The sequence below is a fragment of the Mycobacterium sp. 3519A genome, assembly GCF_900240945.1.
Classification (GTDB): domain Bacteria; phylum Actinomycetota; class Actinomycetes; order Mycobacteriales; family Mycobacteriaceae; genus Mycobacterium.
Genome location: NZ_OESG01000014.1, coordinates 1,709,538 through 1,732,743 on the forward strand (window position 1 = coordinate 1,709,538; position 23,206 = coordinate 1,732,743).

A 23,206-nucleotide genomic window follows, 5' to 3' on the forward strand; every position below is an offset into this window, starting at 1 on the left:
GGGCATAGCCTAGATGCTCAGCGCTCAGGTACGTGAACAGCTCGCCGCCGACCTCGCCCAAGCCGAGCGCAGCCGCGTCCCGATCACCCCGTTGACCGACGGAAACCCCGATATCGACGTCGTCGACGCCTACGAGATCCAGCTGATCAACATTCGCCAGCGGGTCGCCGAAGGTGCCCGCGTAGTGGGACACAAGGTTGGCCTTTCGTCCGAGGCCATGCAGAAGATGATGAACGTGGACGAACCGGACTACGGTCACCTGCTCGACGAGATGCAGGTCTTCGAGGACAAGCCAGTGAAGTCGTCGAAGTACCTCTACCCGCGTGTCGAGGTGGAGGTCGGGTTCATCCTCGCCGACGACCTGCCAGGTGCCGGGTGCACCGAGGACGACGTCCTCGCCGCCACCGCCGCGTTCGCGCCGTCGATCGAGTTGATCGACACCCGCATCACCGACTGGAAGATCAAGTTGTGCGACACCATCGCCGACAACGCCTCCTCCGCAGGCTGGGTCCTTGGTGAAGCGCGGGTCTCGCCGAAGGACATCGACATCCGCAACATCGACGCGGTGCTGACCAACAACGGTGAGGTCGTCGCCAAGGGTCGCAGCGATGCGGTGCTCGGCAACCCGGTGACCGCGGTGGCCTGGTTGGCCCGCAAGGTGGAGGGTTTCGGCGTGCGGTTGAAGGCCGGTGACATCGTGTTACCCGGCTCGTGCACACGTGCGATAGATGCACCGCCCGGCAGCAATTTCGTTGCGGACTTCGCCGGGTTAGGTTCTGTACGACTGAGTTTCGAGTAGCAGGGAGAACTAATGCCTCACAAGGCCTCCGTGGCGATTGTCGGATCGGGCAACATCAGCACCGACCTGCTCTACAAGCTGCTGCGCTCGGAGTGGCTGGAGCCGCGCTGGATGATCGGCATCGATCCGGAGTCCGAGGGTCTGGCCCGGGCCCGAAAGCTCGGCTTGGAGACCTCGCATGAGGGAGTGGACTGGCTGCTCGCCCAGAGCGACAAGCCGGATCTGGTGTTCGAAGCGACCAGTGCATACGTTCATCGCGACGCGGCGCCGCGTTACGCCGAAGCAGGCATCCGAGCCATCGACCTGACACCTGCCGCGGTGGGACCCGGCGTGATTCCGCCCGCGAATCTTCGTGAGCACCTCGACGCCCCGAACGTCAACATGGTCACCTGCGGCGGCCAGGCGACGATCCCGATCGTGTACGCGGTCAGCCGCGTCGTCGACGTGCCATACGGCGAAATCGTGGCGTCGGTGTCGTCGGCGTCGGCCGGGCCGGGTACGCGGGCCAACATCGACGAGTTCACCAAGACCACCAGCGCGGGCGTTGAGAACATCGGTGGTGCCAAGCGGGGCAAGGCGATCATCATCCTGAATCCGGCTGAACCGCCAATGATCATGCGCGACACCATCTTCTGCGCCATCCCCGAGGACGCCGACCACGACGCGATCACCCAGTCGATCAAGGACGTCGTCGCCGAGGTGCAGGCGTACGTACCGGGCTACCGGTTGCTCAACGAGCCACAGTTCGACGAGCCGTCGGTGGTCAACGGCGGCAACCATCTGGTCACCACCTTCATCGAGGTCGAGGGCGCGGGCGACTACCTGCCGCCGTACGCGGGAAATCTCGACATCATGACGGCGGCGGCGACCAAGGTCGGCGAGGAAATCGCCAAGGAGAGTCTCGCCGCAACGGCAGGAGGCCAGGCATGAGTACCGACATCTTCTTCAACCCGGTGTGGGATATCCGCATCACCGATACGTCGCTGCGCGACGGCTCGCACCACAAGCGCCACCAGTTCACCAAAGACGAAGTGCGCGCAATCGTTTCGGCGCTCGACGAGGCCGGCGTGCCGGTCATCGAGGTGACCCACGGCGACGGCCTCGGCGGGTCGAGCTTCAACTACGGGTTCTCGAAAACGCCTGAGCAGGAACTGATCAAGCTCGCGGCCGAGACCGCGAAAGAGGCCAAGATAGCGTTTCTGATGCTGCCCGGCGTCGGCACCAAGGAGGACATCAAAGAGGCGCAGAACAACGGCGGCACCATCTGCCGGATCGCCACCCATTGCACCGAGGCCGACGTGTCGATCCAGCACTTCGGGCTTGCCCGCGAACTCGGTCTCGAGACGGTCGGCTTCCTGATGATGGCGCACACCATCACGCCGGAAAAGCTTGCGGCACAGGCGCGCATCATGGCCGACGCAGGATGTCAGTGCGTGTACGTCGTGGACTCGGCTGGCGCGTTGGTGCTCGAGGGTGTGCGTGACCGGGTGGCCGCGCTGGTCGCCGAACTCGGCGACGGCGCCCAGGTGGGCTTCCATGGCCACGAGAACCTCGGCCTCGGCGTCGCCAACAGCGTTGAGGCGGTCCGCGCGGGCGCCAAGCAGATCGACGGGTCATGCCGCCGGTTCGGCGCAGGCGCGGGCAACGCCCCGGTCGAGGCGCTGATCGGCGTCTTCGACAAGATCGGCGTGAAGACGGGCATCGACTTCTTCGACATCGCCGACGCCGCCGAGGAGGTCGTGGCGCCCGCGATGCCGCAGGAATGCCTGCTCGACCGCAACGCGCTGATCATGGGCTACTCGGGGGTGTACTCGAGCTTCCTCAAGCACGCCATCCGCCAGTCCGAGCGCTACGGCGTACCTGCCCATCAGTTGTTGCACCGGGCGGGTCAGCGCAAGTTGATCGGCGGCCAGGAAGATCAGCTCATCGACATCGCGCTCGAGATCAAGCGCGAACAGGACAAGGCTGCCGCCAAGTAGCTGCGGCGACCTGCGGGTGTTTAGCCACCCCGGCATCCCGGTTAGGCCTTTGGTGCGGCTCTGCGCCGCAGACCGAAGGAGTGATTCGATGCATATGTCCGCCACGACCGTGCGACGCGGCCTTTACGGAATGTTCGCCGGTGGCCTGTTGGCTTTCGGATCGGCGGCCATCGTCCTACCCGTCGCGAACGCTGTCCCTGACGCGTGTAGCCAGAGTGGCATCGCGACCACCGCGAGCTCGGTGTCGGCCAGTACGGCGGCCTATCTGGCTGCCCATCCGCAGACCAACCAGGAGCTGACGGAGATCGCCAAGCAGCCGACCGATCAGGTCGAAACCGCCTATCAGGCGTACTTCGAGGCCAACCCTCAGGTCGCCAACGAGTTGCAGGCGATCAACCAGCCGGCCAGCGACCTGTTGGGCCAGTGCGGTGTCACGGTGACACCGACACCGATCTCTGAGATTCTGCAGACGCTCTAGTCAGGTAGCGCAGGCAAGATGGGGCGGTGATCACCGTCCCCACCGACCGCCGTCGGCGGATCGGCTCCATGGAGGTCTTGCTCGCATCGCTCATCGCGTTGGCCCTGTCGGCCGGCGCGATGAGTGCCTTTGTTGCGGGAAACGTCAATGTCAGCGTGGCTGCGACGGTGTTCTGCGGAGTGTTCGTCCAAGCGCTGCCGTTTTTGGTGCTCGGCGTGGTGATCAGCGGGCTGATCGCGGCTTTCGTGTCCGCCGAGCGACTTTCGCGCTGGCTGCCGCGACGGCCCGCGCTGGCCGTCGCCGCCGCAGGGGTCGGCGGTGCCGCCCTGCCGGGCTGCGAATGCGGTTCGGTCCCCGTGGCTCGGCGGCTGTTCGGCGATGGCGTCTCCGGCGCGGCCGCGCTGACGTTCATGCTGTCGGCTCCCGCGATCAACCCGGTGGTGCTGGTGGCTACCGCCGTCGCGTTCCCCGGGCAGCCGGCGATGGTGCTGGCCCGCTGCGTTGCCTCGTTGATCACCGCCGTGGTGATGGGGCTGGTGTGGCTGCGGTGGGGACGCGCCGAATGGGTGACCCGCCGCCTGCCGACGCCGCACGACAGCGACGCGTCCCGTTGGAGTGTGTTCACTGAAGCGGCCCGACACGACTTTCTCCAGGCCGCTTCCTACCTGGTGCTCGGCGCCGCCGCTGCCGCAGCGTTACGAGTTGCGTTGCCCGCGTGGGTGTTCGGACACCTCGCGGGCCACCTGATCGCCGGTGTGATCACCATGGCGGCATTGGCCGTCGTGTTGGCGCTGTGCTCAGAAGCTGACGCCTTCGTCGCCGCCAGCCTGACGATGCTGCCGCTGCTGCCACGACTGGTGTTCCTGGTCGTCGGGCCTGCCGTCGACGTCAAGCTGTCAGCGATGCAGGCGGGGATGTTCGGCCGTCCCTTCGCGATTCGGTTCGGGCCTGCGACGTTCGTCGTGGCCACGCTGGTCGCGACGGGCGTCGGCCTGGTGTTCCTCGGAGGTGCGCGGTGAGTCGGGGCACGCAGCACACCGTCGTGTTACTCGTCGGACTCAGCGCCCTGGTGATGGTGGTCAAGGGCAGCTATCTGCATTTCGTGCGGCCCACACTGCTGCCGTGGCTGATCGCCGCGGCCGTGGTCCTGGTCGCGCTTGCAGTCGCGTCAATCGTTCACGATCTGCGCCACGGGGCGGCCGAGGACGATCACGGGCACAGTCATCGTCCCTGGCTGGTGTGGCTGTTGCTGGTGCCGATCGCGCTGACGTCGTTCGTGGTGCCGCCGCCTCTGGGGGCGCAGGGCACCGCGCCAGAGGCCGTCGCGGCGTCGGCACCGCCGAAGCGGGCGTTCCCGCCGTTGCCGGCAGGACGGGCCCCTGTGGTGTCCATTCCCGAGGTGATGATGCGCGCGGCGGCCGACTCCACCAACAGCCTCGACCGCCGCCTCATCACGCTGACCGGGTTCACGCTGCACTACCCGGAGGGCACCGACCTCGGCCGCGTCGTCATCGTGTGCTGCGCGGCGGACGCACAACTGGCCCGGGTCCACCTGTCCGGCCCCGCAGCCGATGAAGCCGCCCGCTACCCGCAGGACACTTGGCTGCGGGTAGAGGGCAGCGTGGTGCCGGGATCGTCCGCGCTGTCAACCAATTTCGTTCCGACGGTTACGGTTTCGCAGGTGACTCGCATGGACAAGCCCGCCAACACGTACGCCTATTAGACCTGTGGCAGCGGAATGAACCAGTCAGGATTCACCCAGACGCCCCAACCCGAGAAGTCGGGATTGAACCGCACGGGTAGCGGCACCGTCACACCGTCGATATCCGGCGGGAGCCACACGGCGGGCAACCCGAAGGCGACCGGATCGTCCCAATGGCCGGGAGGCACCCCGTAGAGCGGGGTGAACGGGTTCTTCTTGACCTGTCCGGGTGGACCCCACGGGTTGTGTCCCGGCGGGTCACCCGGCAACCACACGACGTCGCCGGGAATGGGCGGAATCGGCGGCGGCCACGGCTTGGGGTCCGCTTGCGCGACGCCGCCAGCCGTGGCGACTGCCCCGATACCCAGTGCGCCCGCCATCGCGGCACCAGCGAAAATCTTCTTGATCTTCATGTCGAACTCCTTGTCCAACTACGACTTGTCGTTCATGTGAAGACCCCCCAACGTCTCACTGGCGTACCCGTGGTGCCGCGGTGCCAAACGCGCTCACCGAGCGGGCTTGACCCCGCCCAACTGTTTGGTGACCGCGTCGGCAGTGTCCACAAGCGCACCCGCGTGTTCGCCGATTTCGTTGTCCGTCAAGGGCTTTCCAATGTGCATGGACGCCACCATCACCTGGCGTTGAAAGTGGTCGAAGACGGGAGCGGAGATCACGCTGATGTCATGGCGTGCCCTGCCGCGAGTGTTGTTCTCGTCACGCAGGTAGACCCGTTCGCCGATGTCGGAGACCAATTCGCCGAGCAACGCGCGCAGTTCGTCGGGCAGGTTGCTCGACACGCCGGCCATCAGTGAATACAGTCGTCGCCCACCCGGCGTCAGGCGCTCGACGAGGTAGCCGTCGGCGCGGCACGCCGCGATCACCCGGTTCATCCTGTCGCTGTTCGTCCTCAGCGGCAGCGTCGGTTCCTTTGCAAGCCAATCGCGTTCGGCCTCGTCGTCCCACAGCACGAACATCAACCCGACCGGGGGAGCGAAGGGATAACTCTGCCCCACCTCGACACCCGGCCGCGCGCCGGGCGGCGCGACCAGTTCGAGCAGCGTGATGCGGTCGTCGATCACGCCCGACAGGGCGGCCGTGACACCGAATCGTCCCGAAAGACGGCGCAACTCGTCCCGGGCTGCCGGGCTGACCCGCATCGACTCCTGTGCCTTGTGACCGAGCGTGATCAGCGACGGGCCGAGTCGGTAGGTCTTGTCGTACGCGTCGCGCACCAGGTAGCCGGCCTCGGTCAGCGAGGTGACGATGCCCAGGCAGGTCGGCTTGCTCAGTCCGAGCCTGCGCGCGAGATCGGAGAGCCCGAACCGCTCCTCCGGATGCGCGGCCAAGAAGTCCAGGATGCGGACCACCCGTTCGGTCGGTGGCGACGCGCGGCCGGTGGACTCGGGGACAGGCACCGCTCCAGGCTACCTCTCGTTCCATATATGTACCGAACTGGTCGATATATTGACTCTGGGTAGAACGCGTTCTAGTTTCGAGTACGTGTTCTCGCAGCCATTGAACGACGCGATCGCCGAGGCCGAGCGACTGGTGGCCGAGGCGCCGCACATCGAATCCGAAGCCGACCTGCTGGAGGGTCTGCAGTACCTGGCGGGCTGCATCGCGGCGTGCACCCACGTCGCGTTCGACTACGACCGCGACCACCCGTTCCTGCACAGCGGTACGGGCCCGTTCACCAAGATGGGACTCGACAATCCCGACACGCTGTACTTCGGCACCAGGGTGCTGCCCGGCCACGACTACGTCGTCACCGGGAAGCGCGGCACCACTACCGACGTCAGCTTCCAACTGCTCGGCGGCGAGTACACCGACAAGGTGGTGCCCGACAGCGAAACCGCTTTCGACGACCGGAAACTCGACATTGCGCCCGACGGCACTTTCGAATGGCGGTTCCGTCCCGACACACCGTCGCAGTTGGTGATCAGGGAGGTCTACAACGACTGGTCGGCCCAGCGTGGATCCTTTGCCATCAAACGTCTCGACACCGCAGGCAGCGCACCCCCGCCGCTCACCCGCGAGCTGATCGAAAAGCGTTACGCCACAGCAGGAAAGCAGCTGGTGCAGCGCGTCAAGACCTGGCTGCAGTTCCCGCAGTGGTTCTACAACAACATCCCGGTCAACACGTTGGTGGCGCCCAGGCTCACCCCCGGCGGGTTGGCCACCCAGTATTCGTCCGTCGGGCATTTCGACCTGGGGCCGGACCAGGCCATGGTCATCACGCTTCCCGTGCCTGATGCGCCCTATCTCGGTTTCCAGCTGGGCAGCCTGTGGTACATCTCGCTGGACTACATCAATCACCAGACCTCGCTGAACGGCACTCAGGCGCAGGCCGATCCGGACGGAAAGATCCGGATCGTGGTCGCCGACCGCAACCCGGGGATCACCAACTGGGTGGAGACGCTGGGCCACGCCAGGGGCTACCTGCAGTTCCGGTGGCAGCGGGTATCGCGGGAATTGACAGCAGAAGACGGGCCGACCGCCGAGGTGGTGGACTTCGACGAGGCACCGGGGGCGTTGCCCTACTACGAGCAGAACAAGATCTCCGAGCCGGACTGGTGTGCGCGAATCGCCCAGCGCCAGGAGCAAATTGGACACAGGATGGTGGGGTAGACGATGGCCGGTTTACTTGACAACAAGGTCGTGGTGATCAGCGGGGTCGGTCCAGCGCTCGGCACCACTCTCGCGCGGCGCTGCGCGGAGGCCGGCGCCGATCTGGTGTTGGCCGCCCGCACGGTGGAACGACTGGAGGACGTGGCCAAGCAGATCACCGATCTGGGCAGGCGCGCGGTGTCGGTCGGCACCGACATCACCGACGAAGCACAGGTGAACCACCTCGTCGAGCAGACGCTGGAGGCCTACGGCAAGGTCGATGTGCTGATCAACAACGCCTTCAAGGTGCCGTCGATGAAGCCGTTCGCCAACACCACGTTCGACCACATCAGGGACACCTTCGAGCTCACCGTCCTTGGCGCGCTGCGGTTGATCCAGGGCTTCACGCCCGCCTTGACCGAGACAAAGGGATCGGTGGTGAACGTCAACTCGATGGTGGTGCGTCACTCCGACCCGAAGCAGGGTGCGTACAAGATGGCCAAGTCAGCGCTCCTGGCTATGTCCCAGTCGCTGGCCAGCGAGCTTGGCCCACAAGGCGTTCGAGTGAATTCGGTGCTCCCCGGCTACATCTGGGGCGGGACGCTGCAAGGATACTTCGAACACCAGGCGAACAAGTACGGTACGACGGTCGACGAGATCTACCAGGCCGCCGCGGTCAACAGCGACCTGAAGCGGCTGCCCACCGAAGACGAGGTGGCCTCGGCCATCCTGTTCATGGCCAGCGACTTGTCCAGTGGGATCACCGGTCAGACGCTGGATGTCAACTGCGGGGAGTACAAGGCCTAGATGACCGCCCGGACAGACGTCGGCACCGTCGAGGAGCTGCACGCCTCGGCCACAAAGGCTTGTGGCCTCGACGATTTCGGCGCCGACGACGACAACTACCGCGAAGCGCTCGGCGTGCTGCTCGACGCGTACGCGCGCGATGCCGACCTCACCGAGTTCGGCAGCAAGATGCAGCGGTTCTTCGTGCGCAACGCGTTGGTGGCAAGGCTGGTGTCGGAGGCGGCGTTCAAGCAGCATCCACAACACGCTGGCATCGCCATCGAGCGACCGATCTTCGTCACCGGGCTGCCGCGCACCGGCACCACCGCGCTGCACCGGTTGCTGACCGCCGACCCGAGGCATCAGGGCCTGGAGCTGTGGCTCGCGGAGTTCCCGCAACCGCGTCCCCCGCGCGAAACCTGGCCGCAGAACCCGGTTTTCGCCGAGTTGGATGCCCGGTTCAAGAAGGCTCACGAGGAGAACCCGGACTACACGGGTCTGCACTACATGACCGCGGACGACGTCGAGGAGTGCTGGCAGCTGTTACGCCAGTCGCTGCACTCGGTGTCCTACGAGACGCTCGCGCACATCCCGACCTACTCGCAGTGGCTGGCCCGGCAGGACTGGACGCGACCGTATCAACGGCACCGCAGGAACCTACAGTTGATCGGGCTGAACGAGGCGGAGAAGAAGCGGTGGGTGTTGAAGAACCCGAGCCACCTGTTCGCCCTCGACGCGTTGTTCGCCACGTATCCGGACGCCCTGGTGATCCAGTGTCACCGGCCCCCTGAGACGATCATGGCGTCGATGTGTTCGTTGGCGCAGCACACCACCGAGGGATGGTCGACGACGTTCGTCGGTGAAACCATCGGCGCCGATGCGCTGGAGACCTGGTCGCGCGGTCTCGAGTTGTTCAATACCGAACGCGCCAAACATGATTCGGCTCAGTTCTACGATATGGACTACTTCGACTTCATCGCCGACCCGCTCCGCGAACTCGAGAAGATCTACCGCCACTTCGGCATCGAGTTCACCGATGCGGCCAGGACGGCGGCGCAGGACACCCACGCCGAGAGCAAAAAGGGGCCCCGCGCGCCCAAACACACCTACTCACTGGCCGACTACGGTCTGACCGACGAACAGGTCAAGGACCGGTTCAAAGGGCTGTGAGTGCTCAGGCCGTCGTATTGGCCAGTTTTTCAATGCGGTTGAGCGCATCCTGGGCCAGCGACAGCACCTCGTAGCCGTTGACGGCCGCGCACGTCGAAATCCGCACGGCCGCGTTGTGTGCGGCGACGAACGCGTTGTCACACGCCCAGTCCGGTGCTTGGAACGAGTAGAGCACGATGTCGGGCGAGCCCGAATTCACCTGCGGTAGCAGATGGAAGTGGTACTCGCGACCGCGCATATCGGTGACGGTGAACGGCACACCGCGGCAGGCTTCGATGGTGCGCTCGGTCTGCGCGAGCGCCTGCTTGGGGTCGAAGTCGGCGTGGTAGACGCCCGCCGCCTCGTCGATCACGACGTCCCTGCCGTTCTCGGTGTCCACCCAGTGCCCGCCGTCGGTCGCCGCGGGATCCAGATCGAAGATCAGTGGCGGGTCGACCTCTTGCGACATCCCGTTGCACTCCTGCGGTTCGACGGCGACGAACAAGTTGCCGTCCCTGTCCTGGACCTTGTCGCTCAACAGGTCTTCGACCTGAAGCGTGGTGATCGGTGCCACCGGCCGTTCCGGCCGCGGCGTGGGTCCCTCGACGTTTCGTGTGCAGCCCGCGACGGCGAGGCTGATCAGCAGGCTAGCCGTCGCCCGGCGAAGGGGCACTGGACATTTCCTCTAGACACCCTTCGGCCACGGCGTGCCTGATGCTGTCGGCGAGCTTCGGGCATGATTTGGCGCGAGCGGATTGGCCGCCGGATTGTCGGATTTCGGTGAAGTACGCGCAGCGCTGTGAGGCTTCCGTGTTCCACTGCACCGACGTGTGGCCCGGACCCAGCTTCTTGACCTGCACCGCGACGTGGCAGAACCGGCAGTCGACGGACACCAGCCCGGACGTCAGATAGCGCTCGCGGTCGCGCCTGGTGGCCTCCCGCACCGCCGCGGCGCGGTGCGGATCTGAGGCGAAGTTCGGTGCGCCAGGTGACTTTCGCGCGCCGGTGTCCGCCGGTGCACCGTGCCCGTCGTCGTCGTGTGCGCCGTAGAGTTCCAGCATCGACCGCGCCAGCTGGTCGACGTCGGGGGCGTCGTCGCGCGCGGTCATCTAGGAGCCGGTCTTTTCCTTCTCGCTGTCCTTCTCCAAGGCCTTCGCCTTGAGGTTCTCTTCGACCTCGACGTGCCACTTCTCGTTGGCGGCGGTGGTGTCGATTTCGATCTCGAACCGGTCGGTCATATCGGGCGTCACGTCCGCGACGTCCACGTAGAACTGCTGATACCACCGGCGCATCTGATAGACCGCGCCGTCTTCCTCGACGAGCAGCGGATTCTCGATGCGAGTCTTGTGCTTCCAGATCTCGACGTCCTGCAGGAAGCCCTTGCTGACGCCTTCGGTGAACACCGTCGCCAGCTTCTCGGTGGTGGCCTCGTCCAACCCCTTCGGCTTCTCCACGATCACACCCCATTGCAGCATGAACGAGTTCTGAGTGACCGGGTAGTGGCAGTTGATCAGGATCGACTCGGCCTTGAAGCCGCCGTAGCTGTTGTGCAACCAGTTGATCATGAACGACGGACCGAAGTAGGACGCTTCCGAATCCAGATGCGCCTCACCGTAAGTGGTGCCCATGTCGTTGACATCCGGCCGGCCGACGTTGTGCAGGTACTGCGACGCGATGTGGCCCTCGAACACGTTCTTGAAGTACGTCGGAAGACCGAAATGGATGTAGAAGAAGTGCGCCATATCGGTGACGTTGTCGATGATGTCGCGGCAGTTGGACCCCTCGATCAGAATCGAGTTCCACTTCCAGTCGGTCCACTCGTCGCTGGCGGCCTCCGGGATGTCCGGGATGCGCACCTCCGGCTGCGGCGGGTTGCCCTCGTGGTCGTGCCAGACGAACAGCAGGCCGCCGCGCACGTCGGTGGTCCACGACCGGGTGCGGGCCAACCGCGGGGTGCGTTTGGCGTACGGCACGAGCTTGCACTTGCCGTCGCCGCCCCAGCGCCAGTCATGGAACGGGCAGGCGACCTCGTCGCCCTTGATGGTGCCCTGCGCCAGGTTGCCGCCCATGTGGCGGCAGTAGCCGTCGAGCACTTTGACGTCGCCATGCGAGTCGGCGAAGACCACCAACATGGTGCCGAAAATCTCGATGCCGTGCGGTTTGCCGTCCAGGTAGTCCTGCACAGGGCCTAGGCAGTGCCAGCCACGCGCGTACCTGTCCGGCAGCGTGCCGGCGTCGATCTCGCGAATGCCTGCGGTTTCGGTGGTCACCTCTGGTCTCCCAATCTGTGCTCTCTAACTAGAACACGTTACAGTTTTTGCCCCGCGGGGCGCAATCGACGCGGTTGATCGGCTCCCACGCGCAAGCGCTCGTCGGCGGGTTTACCTGCGGTATACCTAAACGATGCCGTTGTACTCATTCGAGGGCCGATCACCGACGGTCGATCCAGGTGCGTTCATCGCCCCCACCGCGACGCTCGTCGGCGACGTCCACGTCGAGGCAGGCGCGTCGGTGTGGTTCAACGCGGTCATCCGCGCTGACTTCGCACCGATCATCGTCCGCGAAGGAGCGAACGTGCAGGACTGCTCCGTGCTGCACGCGCCGCCGGGCATCCCTGTCGACGTCGGCCCCGGCGCCACGATCGCCCACGGGTGCGTGGTGCACGGCGTGCACATCGGCGCCCAGGCAGTGCTCGCCAACCACTGCACCGTCCTCGACGGCGCGGTCATCGGTGCTCGCAACCTGATCGCCGCGCATTCGCTGGTGGTCGGCGGCACCAAGATCCCCGACGAGGTGCTGGTGACCGGCGCCCCGGCGAAGGTGCGCGGCCCGGTGGCCGGCACCGGCGCGCAGATGTGGGTGGACACCAACCCCGGCGCCTATCAGGACCTGGCCCGCCGCTACATGACCGGAATGCGGCCCGTTTCCGAGTAGCGCGCCGTACCGTGGCGCCATGCCCCTTGGCCGAGTCGCCGAACTGTGGCGCTATCCCGTCAAGTCGCTGGGCGGCGCGCGGATCGAGCAGGCCGAGGTGGGCCCCAGGGGTGTCCTCGGTGACCGACTCTGGGCCGTCCGGGATGTCGAGAAGGGTGTCACGGCGTCGGCAAGGCAACTTCCGCTACTGCTGACGGCGACCGCCAGCTATGTCGACACGGTTCGGCCGGATGCCGGACCGGGGAACGTTCCCGAAGTGGAGATCACCTTCCCGGACGGCACGACGGTGTCGAGCAGCGATGGCGCCGTGCACACCAAACTCTCCGAACTGGTCGACCGCGAGGTCGAGTTGACCGCGCTGCCGCCTGTCGAGGACACCAGCCTGCATGAGCTTCCTCGCGCGGAGCGATCCGAGACGATGTCGGCCGGATGGCTGCGGGCCGCCTTCGGCCTCTCGCACGACGAGAAGTTGCCCGACCTGTCGATGATGCGGTTCTCCGATATGGTCAACTTCACCCGTTACTCGACGCCACCGGGCATGTTCGTCGATCTGGCTCCGGTGCACGTGTTGACCACGACCAGCCTGGCCACCATCGGGTCCGAGCTCGGCGCTGATCTGGATGTACGTCGATTCCGCCCCAATGTGCTACTGGCGGTCGATGATGCCGACGACGGCCTACCGGAATCTCATTGGACCGGAGGGCGTCTCGCGATCGGACGCACGATCCTCAACGTCGCGATGCCGACGATACGGTGCGTCATCCCCAGTCGCGCGCAACCCGGGTTCGAGGTCGATCGGCGAATCACCAAGGCCGTGGCCACTCGCGCCGATCGCTGCCTTGGTGTCTACTGCTGGGTCCACACCGGCGGCAGTATTCGGGTCGGCGATGACGTCGGACTGCGTCCCGCCGCCTCCTCGCGACGGTTATTCGGTGAGGCGGGACGACGCGCGAAGCGGATCACATTCGGCTTGGTCAACATGGGAATTGACCGGCTCTCGCGGTGACGTTGGCCCAACAGTAACCGGCAGGTGCGCAGCAGTAGCTCGCGCTCGTCCTCGGCGCAGTCGGCGGCGCGGGTCGTCGAAACCACTTGCACGCAGCGCTGACGCAGCCGATCGGCGCTCATGCCGAACTCGACGAAGCACTCGTTGTCGGGCGGACCGCCGTACGGTGCCCAACTCACCACAAACGACAGCAGGTCACGGTCGAAGCGATCCAATTGCCGCATGCGCCAACGTGTCCGGTCAGAGCCCGGCAGCGGCGTGGTGGTACACGTCGTTCCACTTGAGCTCACGAAGGAAGCCGCGCACGGTGGTGTCGGAATCGATCACCAGTAGTTCGGTACCCGTCATCGTGGCAAAGTCCTCGAGCATCTCCGTTCCGACCGCCGTGGTGAGCACGGTGTGATGGGGCGCGCCTGCGATCAGCCATGCCTCCGCGGCGACGGACCAGTTCGGGCGCGGCTCCCAGACCGCGCATGCGACAGGCAGCTTGGGCAACGGTGCGTTGGGCTCGACCACTCGAACCTCGTTGGCCACCAAACGGAATCGGGAGCCGACGTCGCTGATCCCGAGGATCACCGCGTCCGAAGGCGCCGCGGTGAAACGCAACCGGACGGGATCTTCGCGGCCGCCGATCGACAGCGGATGCACTTCCAGCGACGGCACACCGTCGGCGATGGACGGGCACACTTCCAGCATGTGGGCGCCGAGCACACGTTCCGCGCCGGCGGTCAGGTCGTAGGTGTAGTCCTCCATGAACGACGTGCCGCCGGGTAGCCCTTCGGCCATCACCTTGACCGCCCGTAGCATCACCGCCGTCTTCCAATCGCCTTCGGCGCCGAAGCCGTACCCGTCGGCCATCAGCCGCTGCACAGCGAGGCCCGGCAACTGGCGCAAACTGCCCAGGTCCTCGAAATTGGTCGTGAATGCATGAAAGCCACCAGTTTCCAGGAACTTCCGCAGCCCGGCTTCGATCTGTGCACCGACCCGAAGGGATGGGTGGCGCTCACCGCCTGGCCGCAACTCGGGTGCCAGCCGATAGGCGTGCTCGTATTCGCGGACCAACTTGTCGACTTCGGTCGCGGGCACGCGGTCCACCGCCTCGACCAGGTCGTTGACAGGATAGGTGTTGACCGACGCGCCGAAATGCGCTTCGGCCTCGACCTTGTCACCCTCTGTGACAGCGACGTTGCGCATGTTGTCACCGAACCGTGCCACCCGCAGGGTGGCGAGTTCGGCGTTGGCGAGCGCGGCGCGCGTCCACGCGCCGATGCGTGACCGGGTGCGCGGATCACTGACATGCCCGGCGACGGTCTTGCGCGCGGCAGACAGCCGCGTCTGTATGTAACCGAACTCCCGGTCGCCGTGTGCGGCCTGGTTGAGGTTCATGAAGTCCATATCGATGCTGTCCCACGGCAACTCGACACCGAACTGGGTGTGCAGATGCAGCAGCGGTTTCTGCAGTGCCTTCAGCCCGCGGATCCACATCTTCGCCGGGGAGAACGTGTGCATCCACGCGATCACGCCAACGCATTGCGCGTTGTCATTGGCCTGGCGAATCACCGACGCGATGGTGTCCGAGGTGACGACCGTCGGCACCCACACGATCTTCACCGGGATCTCCGAACAGCCATCGAGTTGTTCGGCGAGCTGACGCGATTGGCCGGCCACCTGGTCGAGGGTGTCCTGGCCGTACATCGCCTGGCTGCCGGTGACGAACCACACTTCGCCGTCGACCATCCGTGAGTCGATCATCGTGGTGAGCCTTCCTCTGCTACGGCCTGCTGGCCGTACACGTTCTGGTAGCGGTCGAACAGCGCGTCGATGTCGCGGTCGTCGATGCGGTCGAGCGCGCCGAGTTGCCGTCCGATGTGCACGGTGCGCGCGACGTCCTCGACCATGACGGCCGCCTTGACGGCCAACCGGGCGTTGGCGCCTACGGTGAACGGCCCGTGGTTGCGCATCAGCACAGCCGGAGAACGGCTGTCCCGCAACGTCTCAACGATTCCGCGGCCGATCGAGTCGTCGCCGATCAGGGCGAACGGCCCGACCGGTATGTCGCCGCCGAACTCGTCCGCGATCATCGTCAGCACACAAGGAATGGGCTCACCCCGTGCCGCCCACGCGGTGGCATACGTGGAGTGGGTGTGCACGACTCCGCCGACCTCCGGCATGTGCCGGTAGACGTAGGCGTGCGCCGCGGTGTCGGACGACGGAGCGAACTGACCGTCCACCAGGTTGCCGTGCAGGTCGCAGACCACCATGTCGTCGGGCTTCAGTGCGTCGTAGTCGACACCGGACGGCTTGATCACCATCAGGTCGTGTCCCGGTACCCGGGCCGAGACGTTGCCCGCAGTCCAGATCACCAACTGATACTTGGTCAGCTGGGCATGCAGTGCGCAGACCTCGCGGCGGAGATCCGCGACGGTCGTGTGGATGTCGGACGTAACCGTCATTCGTCTTCCTCGGCTCGTGCGTCGGCGGATATCGCGCGCAGCGTTCGCATCATCGGGTTGCCGCGGCCGAACCAGTCGTGGAGCTTGACGTACTCGGCGTACAGCGCGTTGTACCGCGCGGCGTGGTCGGGGATCGGTGTATAGGCGTTGCGGGTACGCCCGCCCATCTGTTTGGCTGCGGCGGGCACGTCCCGATACGCGCCAGCGGCCGCGGCGGCGTGGATCGCCGCGCCAAGCGCGGGTGCCTGGTCGGAATCAACGGTCGACAGAGGCAATCCCACGACGTCGGCGTAGATCTGCATCAGCAACCGGTTCTTCAGGAGGCCGCCTCCGACGACGAGTTCGGTGACGGGAACACCGCTGTTGATGAAGGTCTCGACGATCATCCGGGTACCGAACGCCGTCGCCTCCAGAAGTGCCCGGTAGATGTCCGCACACGTGGTGGCCAACGTCTGCCCGACGATCACACCCGAGAGCTGATGGTCGACGAGCACCGACCGATTGCCGCTGTGCCAATCGAGTGCGACGAGGCCGTGCTCGCCGACCCGCTGCCCGGCGGCGAGCTCGGTGAGTAGATCGTGCACGGAGATGTTGCGGGCCCGCGCCTGTTGGTGGACGGACGGCGGAACACAGTTGTCGATGAACCAGGCGAAGATGTCGCCGACACCGGACTGACCCGCCTCGTATCCCCAGTATCCGGCGACGATGCCGCCGTCGACGACGCCGCACATGCCGGGAACATCCTGCAGGACGTTCGAATTCATCACATGACAGGTCGACGTGCCCATGATCGCCAGCAGTTGGCCGGGTTCGAGGGAATCGGCTGCGGCGGCCGTGACGTGCGCGTCGACATTGCCGACCGCGACCGGTATGCCCGCAGGTAGCCCGGTCCACCCGGCGGCGTCCGCAGTCAGGGTGCCCGCGGCCGCACCCAGCGCGCCGATGGGCTGGTCGAGTTTGGTGTCGACGAAGTCGGCGAACTCGGGATGCAATGCCGCGAGGAAGTCCCTGGCCGGGTAGCACCCGTCCTGGAGGATGCCCTTGTAACCGGCGCTGCATGCGTTGCGTACATAGGTCCCGCACAGCTGCCACACGATCCAGTCCGCGGCCTCCACCCATCGGTCGATCGCGTGATACACCTCGGCGTCCTCTTCGAGGATCTGCAACGCCTTCGCGAACTCCCATTCGCTGGAGATGAAGCCGCCGTATCGGCGCAACCACGGCTCCTTCCGGTCCGCGGCGAGCGCGTTGATCCGGTCCGCCTGTGGCTGAGCGGAATGGTGCCGCCACAGTTTCGCGTACGCGTGCGGCCGGTCAGCGAAGGCAGCTGTCTCCGACAGTGGCGTGCCGTCCGCGAGCACAGGAACCATGGTGCAGGCGGTGAAGTCGGTACCGATTCCGACGACGTCGCCTGCGTCGATCCCGGCCCGCTGAATAGCCTCAGGGACAGCATGTTTGAGCACCTGGCGGTAGTCCTCAGGCACCTGAAGCGCCCACTCGGCGGGCAACCGGGCCGCGCCGATCGGTAGTGATTGCGTCAGCACACCGTGTTCGTAGTCGTGCAGCGCGCTGCCCATTTCCTTGCCGTCGTCGACTCGCACCACGACGGCGCGTCCGGACAGCGTGCCGAAATCGATTCCGACGGTGTATTTCTGACGGGACATCTCGGTCCTCACTTGGTTCCGGTATGCGGGCGGGTGCTTGCGCGAACGACGAGTTCGGGAGCGAGCAGCGGCGTCGAGACGGTGACTCCGTCGAGCACGGCAGTCAGCAGTTCGATCGCGCGCTGCCCAACCGCGTGGAAGTCCTGTCTCACCGTGCTCAGCGCCGGATTCAGATAGGCCGCCTCGGGAACGTCATCGAAGCCGACCAGGCTGACGTCGTCCGGTACGGCGATGCCGGCTTCCGCGAACGCATGCAGGATGCCGATCGCCATCTGGTCATTGGCGACGAAGACGGCGGAGAAATCCTTGTGACGGGCCAACTCTCGGCCGATCTCATAGCCACGGCCAGGGCTCCAGTCGCCCTCGAGATCGGCCAGGACCGGCAGCCGCGCCGCCTGCATGACCTCGATGTAGCCGGCGCGACGGGCACGTGCCTCGGTCCACGTCAGAGGGCCACTCACATGAACGATGTCGCGGTGGCCGCGATCCACCAGGTGTCGTGTCGCCAATCGGGCGCCTTCGGTTTGGTCGACACCAACGCTGAGGCCGCGACCGGTCAGCTCACCCTCGACGACGATCAGCGGGATGGTGACGGCCTCTGAGCGTACGACGGCAAGCGCGTCCTGTTGGGTGACGATCATGACGATCGCCTCCACCGATTGACGACCGAGATAGTCGAGTGCACCGCGCAATTCGTCGTGTGTGACCGCGGCGAGCGTCACCAAGCTGGTGAAGTAGCCCGCGGCCCTTGCCGCGTCCTGGATCGAGAACTGGATGCTGGTCGGTCCGTAGAGGGCGGTGTTGCTCCCGATGATCCCGATGGTCTTCGATCGCCTGGTGACCAGGGCGCGGGCCGCGGTATTCGGACGGTAGCCGAGGTGAGCGATCGCGCGTTCCACCCGCTCGCGGGTGCTGGGCCGGATGCTCGTCGAGCCGTTGATGACACGCGACACGGTCTGATGTGAGACGCCGGCCAGCCTGGCGACATCCGCCATCACCGGGCGGCGCGGGGTCGGCTCCGCCGTCACCGGGTGTTCCTCACCAGCACGCGCTGCACCAGCACGAACACCAGCAGCAGCAGACCGGTCATGATCCTGGTCCAATAAGAGTCGAGATTCTCGGCGGTGACGAACACCTGGATGGTGCCAAGCACGAGTACGCCGATCAGCGAGCCGAGCACGAAACCGACGCCACCGGAGAGCAATACGCCACCGATCACCGCGGCGGCGATCGCATCGAGTTCGAGCCCGATGCCGTTGAGGCTGTATCCGGACAGCTTCTGGACACCCAGCAGCAACCCGGCCAGTGCGGCGCAGAAGCCACTGATCACGTACACCGAGATTTGAGTTCGCGCGGCGGCGAGACCCATCAGCTGGGCCGACTGCCGGTTTCCGCCGATCGCGTAACATGTTCGCCCGAAGCGGGTTTCGTGCAGCACGTATACCGCAACCGCTACGACGATCAACGCTATGACAACCGTCCAGCGGATGAACTTGTCTTCATACAGGTACAGGTAGTTCAGGCCGAGTGCCCGCATCAACGGATCTTTGATCGGCAGAGTGTCGACGCTGATCACGTAGCAGAGCCCGCGGGCGAGGAACATTCCGGCGAGGGTGACGATGAACGGCTGAACGTCGAACAGTTCGATGATTGTGCCCATCAACAATCCGAGCACCGTGCCGACCAGTAACACGGTCAGCATCGCAATCGGGGCGGGCCAACCGGATTGGAGGGTTTTGGCCAGCAGCACCGTCGACAGCGCGACGACGGAGCCGACGCTCAGATCGATGCCGCCGGTCAGGATCACGAACGTCATGCCGACCGCCAGCACGATCAGGTGGGCGTTGTCGACGAGCAGGTTGAGAAACACCTGGCCGGGGCTGGCGAACTGATACCGCACGACGACAGTGCCGAACAGCGCCACAAACAGGACTAGAGAGGCGGCCGGAGACAGATACCGCCCCCGGAAACGTTCAGCCACCGTGGACATGTCGACGGAACGGCGACGCAGAACCTGGGTGCTCACGATGCCGCCACCTTGTCCGTGTCTCTGGCGGGTGCGACGACGTCTGTGGTCGGCACCGCGCGTTGCTTCCCGTCGCCGCGGCCTCGCCGCAGCAGTCGCCGGAACTTCGGAGCTTGCATCAGGCAGACGACGATGACGACCACCGCCTTGAAGACCAGAGTGGTTTCCGGCGTTATGCCCGCGGTGTAGACCGTGGTGGTCAATGTCTGGATGATCAGGGCGCCCAGAATCGTTCCTGTCAGGCTGAAGCGGCCACCGAGCAGTGATGTGCCGCCGATCACCACCGCGAGAATCGCGTCCATCTCGATCCACAGCCCGGCGTTGTTGGCATCGGCGGCAGAGATGTTGGAGGCGATCATCAGGCCGGCGACGCCAGCGCACAGCGCACTGAACACGTAGACGGCGAACACGATCGTCCGGTACCGCACGCCGGCCAACCGACTGGCCTCCGGGTTGACGCCGATGGCCTCCAGCAGCATGCCGAGCGCACTGCGGCGAGTGGTGAGCCCGACGACGGCGAACACGGCCAGGCTGACCAGGATCGCCACCGGAAGTCCCATGACATAGCCGGCGCCGAGGACCTTGAACGGATCGCTGCTGACGGTGACGATCTGCCCGCCCGTGACCAGCAGCGCGATGCCGCGGCCGGCGGTCATCAGCACCAGCGTGGCGATGATCGGTTGAATCCCGAAGCTCGACACCAGGATTCCGTTCCACAACCCCAGTGCGACGGCGGCGCCGAGCGCGATCAGCATCGCGGTGGCGACGGCGAACACGCTGCTCCCGTCCGACGCCGACGCGATGTGAGCGCAGGCGAGCGCCCCGGCGATCGCGACCACTGCACCGACCGACAGGTCGATACCGCGGGATGCGATGACGAGCGTCATCCCCAGCGCGACGAGCATGGTCGGCGCGCCATTGCGCAGGATGTCGATCAAGCTGCCGTAGAGGTGGCCGTCTTGTACCCGGATGGTCAAGAAGGCCGGTGTAATCGCGACATTGAGGGCCAGCAGTGCGATCAATGCCAGGACCGGCCACAGTAGGGGCGAAGCCAGCAGACGGCGTATCACTGTTGGGCTCCGCTCGCGATGAGCCGGGTGAGCTCCGAAGCCGGGCAGCCGCCGTCGATCTGGGCGATGTTGTGTCCGTCGCGCATCAACGCGATGCGATCGCTGATCCGGGTGACCTCATCGAGTTCGGCCGAGATGAACAGCACGGCCATGCCGTCGGCGGCCAGTTCGGTGACGAGCTTTTGGATCTGGGCCTTGGCGCCGACGTCGATGCCGCGGGTGGGCTCGTCGAGAATGAGCAGTTTGGGCTGGGTGATCAGCCAGCGCGCCAACAGCACCTTCTGTTGATTGCCGCCACTGAGATTCCTGATCAGCGCGTTCGGATCTCGCGGGCGGATGTCGAGCATATCCATGTACGCACGGACCAACCTGGTCTTGGCTTTGGCCGACAGCGGCCTGGCGAAGCCCCGGCGGGCTTGTAGCGCCAACACCAGGTTGTCCCGCACGCTCAGATCGCCGACGATTCCCTCACGTTTTCGATCCTCTGACGTGAACCCGAAACCGTGCCAGATCGCCGCCCGCGGTGAGCGCAGCCGCGCCGGTTTACCGTTGACGCTGATCTGTCCGCTCGTCGGTTTGTCCGCGCCGAACAGCAGTCGCGCGAATTCCGTTCGACCGGAGCCGAGCAGCCCCGCGAGTCCGACCACCTCGCCAGAAGAGATGTCGAGGCTGACGGGATGAACCCGCGGCGCACGGCCGACAGCCTCGGCGCTGACGATCGGTACGGCGATGTCATTGCGGTGGGCGCCCGGCTCGGCCTCGCCGATTTCGTCGAGCACGTCGAGTTCCCTGCCGAGCATCGCGGTGACCAATTTGTGGCGGTTGAAATCGGCGGTCAGGTACTCGCCGACCCGCTCCCCGTTGCGCAGCACCGTCATTCGATCGGAGATCTCGTACACCTGATCGAGAAAGTGCGAAACGAAGAGCACTGCCGTTCCGCCGTCGCGCAACTGCCGGATCACCCTGAACAACTCGGCGACTTCGTCGGCGTCCAGGCTCGACGTCGGCTCGTCGAGGATCAGCACTCGCGCCGAAACCGCGGTGGCCCGTGCGATGGCGACGAGTTGCTGGACCGCGACCGGATGCGTGCCCAGTGTCGACCTCGGGTCGATGTCGAGTTCCAGGTGCGAAAGGAGCTCGCGGGCACGATTATTGAGCGCTCTATGGTCGATGCGGCCAAATCGGCGCGGTTCGCGACCCAGCAGAATGTTCTCCGCAACTGTCAGATTGGTGCACAGGTTGACCTCCTGGTACACCGTGCTGATCCCGGCATCTTGCGCCTGCCGCGGCCCGGAGAATCGGCACGGAACACCGGCCACGGCAATGCTGCCCCCATCTATGTCATAGACACCGGTGAGCGCCTTGATGAGAGTCGACTTACCTGCGCCGTTCTCACCCATCAAGGCGTGCACCTCGCCGGGCAACAATCGCAGCGTTACACCGTCGAGAGCCTTCACTCCGGGAAAGCTGACGCTGACATCACGCATCTCGACCACAGGAGCCTGCGGCTCGGCGATGGGTGTCGATGACATGTTGACTCGCTTCTGTGACGGGCCGTGCTGCGCTCAGTACTTGCGATCGGGTAGGGCCGCAATGGCCTGCTGCTGATCGAATGTCTTGTCGGGGACGACAACTCGCGGCGGCACGCTCTCACCTGCTACCACCTTCTTGGCCAGGTCCATCAGTTGCGGCCCAAGCAGGGGATTGCACTCGACGAGGAAGTTGAACTTGCCGTCGGCCAGCGCCTGCATGCCGTCGTGGGTTGCGTCGACCGCAACGATCTTGATGTCCTGCCCCGGCTTGAGGCCCGCCGCCTCGATGGCCTCCATCGCGCCAAGTCCCATATCGTCGTTCTGGGCGAAGACGACGTCGATCTTCGGATGTGCCTTCAAGAAGGCCTCCATCACCTGCTTACCGCCGGACCGGGTGAAATCGCCTGTCTGCGACGCGATCACCTTCAGGTTTGGATTGGCGGCGATGGCTTCAGAGAAGCCCTTGCTTCGGTCGATGGCGGGATCGGCACCGGTGGTGCCCTGCAATTCGACGATGTTGACCGGACCCGGCGCGGCGGCGTACTGCTTGACCACCCAGTCGCCCGCGCGCCGACCTTCCTCGACGAAGTCGGCGCCGACGAACGTCTTGTAGACGTCGGTCTCCTGGGTGTCGACGGCGCGGTCGGTGAGGATCACCGGGATCTTTGCGTTCTTTGCCTCCAACAGCACCGCGTCCCAACCGGTCCGGACGACAGGGCTGAATGCGATCACGTCGACGTGTTGCTGGATGAACGAGCGGATGGCCGAGATCTGGTTCTCCTGTTTGCCGTTGGCATCGGAGAACTTCAAGTCGACATTGGCCGCCGCCGCGGATTCCTGGATGTTCTTGGTGTTCGCGGTCCGCCACCCGCTTTCCGCACCCACCTGAGCGAAGCCCATCGTGATCTTGCCGTCGGTGGCGGATCCGCCAGGCGCCGGACCGCTTCCGCAGCCCACCATCGTTGCTGCGAGCAGCGCACCCAGCGCCGCTGCAAGGGTTCTCTTCACCGCAACTCCTCAC

24 protein-coding genes are annotated in these 23,206 nt (G+C 65.4%); 11 read left to right on the plus strand and 13 right to left on the minus strand.

The annotated features are described in order from the left end of the window. Positions 1 to 13 precede the first annotated feature (13 nt). The 6 genes from C1A30_RS29345 (at position 14) to C1A30_RS29370 (ending at position 4,979) form a co-directional block, all read left to right on the plus strand. Positions 14 to 799 carry a 2-keto-4-pentenoate hydratase gene (locus C1A30_RS29345; RefSeq protein ID WP_101951739.1) on the plus strand — a complete coding sequence of 262 codons (786 nt, stop codon included), beginning with the start codon at positions 14 to 16 and terminating at the stop codon, positions 797 to 799. 12 nt (positions 800 to 811) lie between these two features. Further along, positions 812 to 1,729 carry an acetaldehyde dehydrogenase (acetylating) gene (locus C1A30_RS29350; RefSeq protein ID WP_101951740.1) on the plus strand — a complete coding sequence of 306 codons (918 nt, stop codon included), beginning with the start codon at positions 812 to 814 and terminating at the stop codon, positions 1,727 to 1,729. Beyond that, positions 1,726 to 2,778: a 4-hydroxy-2-oxovalerate aldolase gene (dmpG, locus tag C1A30_RS29355; RefSeq protein ID WP_101951741.1), complete on the plus strand. Its 1,053-nt coding sequence runs from the start codon at positions 1,726 to 1,728 to the stop codon at positions 2,776 to 2,778. Before C1A30_RS29350 ends, dmpG begins: the two co-directional genes overlap by 4 nt. Positions 2,779 to 2,872: 94 nt before the next feature. Continuing rightward, positions 2,873 to 3,256, plus strand: a complete 384-nt coding sequence (locus C1A30_RS29360; RefSeq protein WP_235010250.1) for a hemophore-related protein — start codon at positions 2,873 to 2,875, stop codon at positions 3,254 to 3,256. Positions 3,257 to 3,324: 68 nt separating this feature from the next. Further along, positions 3,325 to 4,275, plus strand: coding sequence for a permease (locus C1A30_RS29365; RefSeq protein WP_101951743.1), 951 nt, complete (start codon positions 3,325 to 3,327; stop codon positions 4,273 to 4,275). Continuing rightward, the gene (locus tag C1A30_RS29370; RefSeq protein WP_101951744.1) at positions 4,272 to 4,979 is read left to right on the plus strand and encodes a TIGR03943 family protein; all 708 of its coding nucleotides are present in this window, start codon (positions 4,272 to 4,274) and stop codon (positions 4,977 to 4,979) included. Before C1A30_RS29365 ends, C1A30_RS29370 begins: the two co-directional genes overlap by 4 nt. Here C1A30_RS29370 and C1A30_RS29375 read toward each other — a convergent pair. Together C1A30_RS29375 and C1A30_RS29380 are read right to left on the minus strand one after the other, a co-directional pair. Beyond that, positions 4,976 to 5,371: a hypothetical protein gene (locus C1A30_RS29375; RefSeq protein ID WP_101952961.1), complete on the minus strand. Its 396-nt coding sequence runs from the start codon at positions 5,369 to 5,371 to the stop codon at positions 4,976 to 4,978. The two genes, C1A30_RS29370 and C1A30_RS29375, sit on opposite strands and share 4 nt — an antisense overlap. Positions 5,372 to 5,464: 93 nt before the next feature. Then, the gene (locus C1A30_RS29380) at positions 5,465 to 6,373 is read right to left on the minus strand and encodes an IclR family transcriptional regulator (RefSeq protein WP_101951745.1); all 909 of its coding nucleotides are present in this window, start codon (positions 6,371 to 6,373) and stop codon (positions 5,465 to 5,467) included. Between the two features lie 85 nt (positions 6,374 to 6,458). On the opposite strand from C1A30_RS29380, the gene C1A30_RS29385 reads away from it, so the two are divergent. Genes C1A30_RS29385 through C1A30_RS29395 form a run of 3 tightly spaced genes read left to right on the plus strand, consistent with a single transcriptional unit; the run spans position 6,459 to position 9,521 of the window. Further along, entirely contained in the window at positions 6,459 to 7,586 is a 1,128-nt protein-coding gene (locus C1A30_RS29385; protein WP_101951746.1) for a hypothetical protein, read from the plus strand. Between the two features lie 3 nt (positions 7,587 to 7,589). Then, on the plus strand, positions 7,590 to 8,372 hold the full coding sequence (locus C1A30_RS29390) for an SDR family oxidoreductase (protein WP_101951747.1): 783 nt from the start codon (positions 7,590 to 7,592) through the stop codon (positions 8,370 to 8,372). Continuing rightward, entirely contained in the window at positions 8,373 to 9,521 is a 1,149-nt protein-coding gene (locus C1A30_RS29395; protein ID WP_101951748.1) for a sulfotransferase, read from the plus strand. It abuts the gene before it with no gap. A gap of 4 nt (positions 9,522 to 9,525) precedes the next feature. Here the strand turns inward: C1A30_RS29395 and C1A30_RS29400 are convergent, their stop codons facing one another. Genes C1A30_RS29400 through C1A30_RS29410 form a run of 3 tightly spaced genes read right to left on the minus strand, consistent with a single transcriptional unit; the run spans position 9,526 to position 11,770 of the window. Then, positions 9,526 to 10,173, minus strand: coding sequence for a sensor domain-containing protein (locus C1A30_RS29400; protein ID WP_235010252.1), 648 nt, complete (start codon positions 10,171 to 10,173; stop codon positions 9,526 to 9,528). Further along, a complete protein-coding gene (locus C1A30_RS29405; RefSeq protein WP_101951749.1) occupies positions 10,148 to 10,609 on the minus strand; it encodes a hypothetical protein in 462 nt (153 codons plus the stop codon). Before C1A30_RS29405 ends, C1A30_RS29400 begins: the two co-directional genes overlap by 26 nt. Next, positions 10,610 to 11,770 carry a Rieske 2Fe-2S domain-containing protein gene (locus C1A30_RS29410; protein WP_101951750.1) on the minus strand — a complete coding sequence of 387 codons (1,161 nt, stop codon included), beginning with the start codon at positions 11,768 to 11,770 and terminating at the stop codon, positions 10,610 to 10,612. It abuts the gene before it with no gap. A 133-nt stretch (positions 11,771 to 11,903) separates the two neighbouring features. Between C1A30_RS29410 and C1A30_RS29415 the strand changes: the two genes are divergently transcribed. Together C1A30_RS29415 and C1A30_RS29420 are read left to right on the plus strand one after the other, a co-directional pair. Further along, complete coding sequence (locus C1A30_RS29415) at positions 11,904 to 12,434, plus strand: gamma carbonic anhydrase family protein (protein WP_101951751.1); 531 nt, start codon at positions 11,904 to 11,906, stop codon at positions 12,432 to 12,434. Positions 12,435 to 12,453: 19 nt separating this feature from the next. Further along, positions 12,454 to 13,440, plus strand: coding sequence for an MOSC domain-containing protein (locus C1A30_RS29420; protein ID WP_200828463.1), 987 nt, complete (start codon positions 12,454 to 12,456; stop codon positions 13,438 to 13,440). A 240-nt stretch (positions 13,441 to 13,680) separates the two neighbouring features. Here the strand turns inward: C1A30_RS29420 and araA are convergent, their stop codons facing one another. The 8 genes from araA to C1A30_RS29460 are packed head-to-tail and all read right to left on the minus strand — an operon-like array spanning position 13,681 to position 23,193. Then, positions 13,681 to 15,192, minus strand: coding sequence for an L-arabinose isomerase (araA, locus tag C1A30_RS29425; protein WP_101951752.1), 1,512 nt, complete (start codon positions 15,190 to 15,192; stop codon positions 13,681 to 13,683). Beyond that, complete coding sequence (locus tag C1A30_RS29430) at positions 15,189 to 15,893, minus strand: L-ribulose-5-phosphate 4-epimerase (RefSeq protein WP_101951753.1); 705 nt, start codon at positions 15,891 to 15,893, stop codon at positions 15,189 to 15,191. The genes araA and C1A30_RS29430 overlap by 4 nt, the downstream gene beginning before the upstream one ends. Continuing rightward, complete coding sequence (araB, locus tag C1A30_RS29435; protein ID WP_101952964.1) at positions 15,890 to 17,557, minus strand: ribulokinase; 1,668 nt, start codon at positions 17,555 to 17,557, stop codon at positions 15,890 to 15,892. The genes C1A30_RS29430 and araB overlap by 4 nt, the downstream gene beginning before the upstream one ends. 8 nt (positions 17,558 to 17,565) lie before the next feature. Continuing rightward, entirely contained in the window at positions 17,566 to 18,585 is a 1,020-nt protein-coding gene (locus C1A30_RS29440; RefSeq protein WP_235010254.1) for a LacI family DNA-binding transcriptional regulator, read from the minus strand. After that, entirely contained in the window at positions 18,582 to 19,583 is a 1,002-nt protein-coding gene (locus C1A30_RS29445) for a sugar ABC transporter permease YjfF (protein WP_235010255.1), read from the minus strand. The genes C1A30_RS29440 and C1A30_RS29445 overlap by 4 nt, the downstream gene beginning before the upstream one ends. Continuing rightward, positions 19,580 to 20,653 (minus strand): ABC transporter permease, encoded by a 1,074-nt coding sequence (locus C1A30_RS29450; RefSeq protein WP_101951754.1) that lies wholly within the window; start codon positions 20,651 to 20,653, stop codon positions 19,580 to 19,582. The genes C1A30_RS29445 and C1A30_RS29450 overlap by 4 nt, the downstream gene beginning before the upstream one ends. Further along, positions 20,650 to 22,185 carry a sugar ABC transporter ATP-binding protein gene (locus C1A30_RS29455; RefSeq protein ID WP_235010256.1) on the minus strand — a complete coding sequence of 512 codons (1,536 nt, stop codon included), beginning with the start codon at positions 22,183 to 22,185 and terminating at the stop codon, positions 20,650 to 20,652. Before C1A30_RS29455 ends, C1A30_RS29450 begins: the two co-directional genes overlap by 4 nt. Positions 22,186 to 22,218: 33 nt before the next feature. Beyond that, a complete protein-coding gene (locus C1A30_RS29460; RefSeq protein WP_101951755.1) occupies positions 22,219 to 23,193 on the minus strand; it encodes an ABC transporter substrate-binding protein in 975 nt (324 codons plus the stop codon). Positions 23,194 to 23,206: the final 13 nt, after the last annotated feature.

Excerpts from the sequence above, each read along its gene's own strand:
- C1A30_RS29345 (WP_101951739.1), top strand. The coding sequence starts at position 14 with ATGCTCAGCGCTCAGGTACGTGAACAGCTCGCCGCCGACCTCGCCCAA.
- C1A30_RS29350 (WP_101951740.1), top strand. The coding sequence starts at position 812 with ATGCCTCACAAGGCCTCCGTGGCGATTGTCGGATCGGGCAACATCAGC.
- dmpG (WP_101951741.1), top strand. The coding sequence starts at position 1,726 with ATGAGTACCGACATCTTCTTCAACCCGGTGTGGGATATCCGCATCACC.
- C1A30_RS29360 (WP_235010250.1), top strand. The coding sequence starts at position 2,873 with ATGTCCGCCACGACCGTGCGACGCGGCCTTTACGGAATGTTCGCCGGT.
- C1A30_RS29365 (WP_101951743.1), top strand. The coding sequence starts at position 3,325 with ATGGAGGTCTTGCTCGCATCGCTCATCGCGTTGGCCCTGTCGGCCGGC.
- C1A30_RS29375 (WP_101952961.1), bottom strand. The coding sequence starts at position 5,371 with ATGAAGATCAAGAAGATTTTCGCTGGTGCCGCGATGGCGGGCGCACTG.
- C1A30_RS29390 (WP_101951747.1), top strand. The coding sequence starts at position 7,590 with ATGGCCGGTTTACTTGACAACAAGGTCGTGGTGATCAGCGGGGTCGGT.
- C1A30_RS29395 (WP_101951748.1), top strand. The coding sequence starts at position 8,373 with ATGACCGCCCGGACAGACGTCGGCACCGTCGAGGAGCTGCACGCCTCG.
- C1A30_RS29405 (WP_101951749.1), bottom strand. The coding sequence starts at position 10,609 with ATGACCGCGCGCGACGACGCCCCCGACGTCGACCAGCTGGCGCGGTCG.
- C1A30_RS29415 (WP_101951751.1), top strand. The coding sequence starts at position 11,904 with ATGCCGTTGTACTCATTCGAGGGCCGATCACCGACGGTCGATCCAGGT.
- C1A30_RS29420 (WP_200828463.1), top strand. The coding sequence starts at position 12,454 with ATGCCCCTTGGCCGAGTCGCCGAACTGTGGCGCTATCCCGTCAAGTCG.
- araA (WP_101951752.1), bottom strand. The coding sequence starts at position 15,192 with ATGATCGACTCACGGATGGTCGACGGCGAAGTGTGGTTCGTCACCGGC.
- C1A30_RS29430 (WP_101951753.1), bottom strand. The coding sequence starts at position 15,893 with ATGACGGTTACGTCCGACATCCACACGACCGTCGCGGATCTCCGCCGC.
- araB (WP_101952964.1), bottom strand. The coding sequence starts at position 17,557 with ATGTCCCGTCAGAAATACACCGTCGGAATCGATTTCGGCACGCTGTCC.
- C1A30_RS29455 (WP_235010256.1), bottom strand. The coding sequence starts at position 22,185 with ATGTCATCGACACCCATCGCCGAGCCGCAGGCTCCTGTGGTCGAGATG.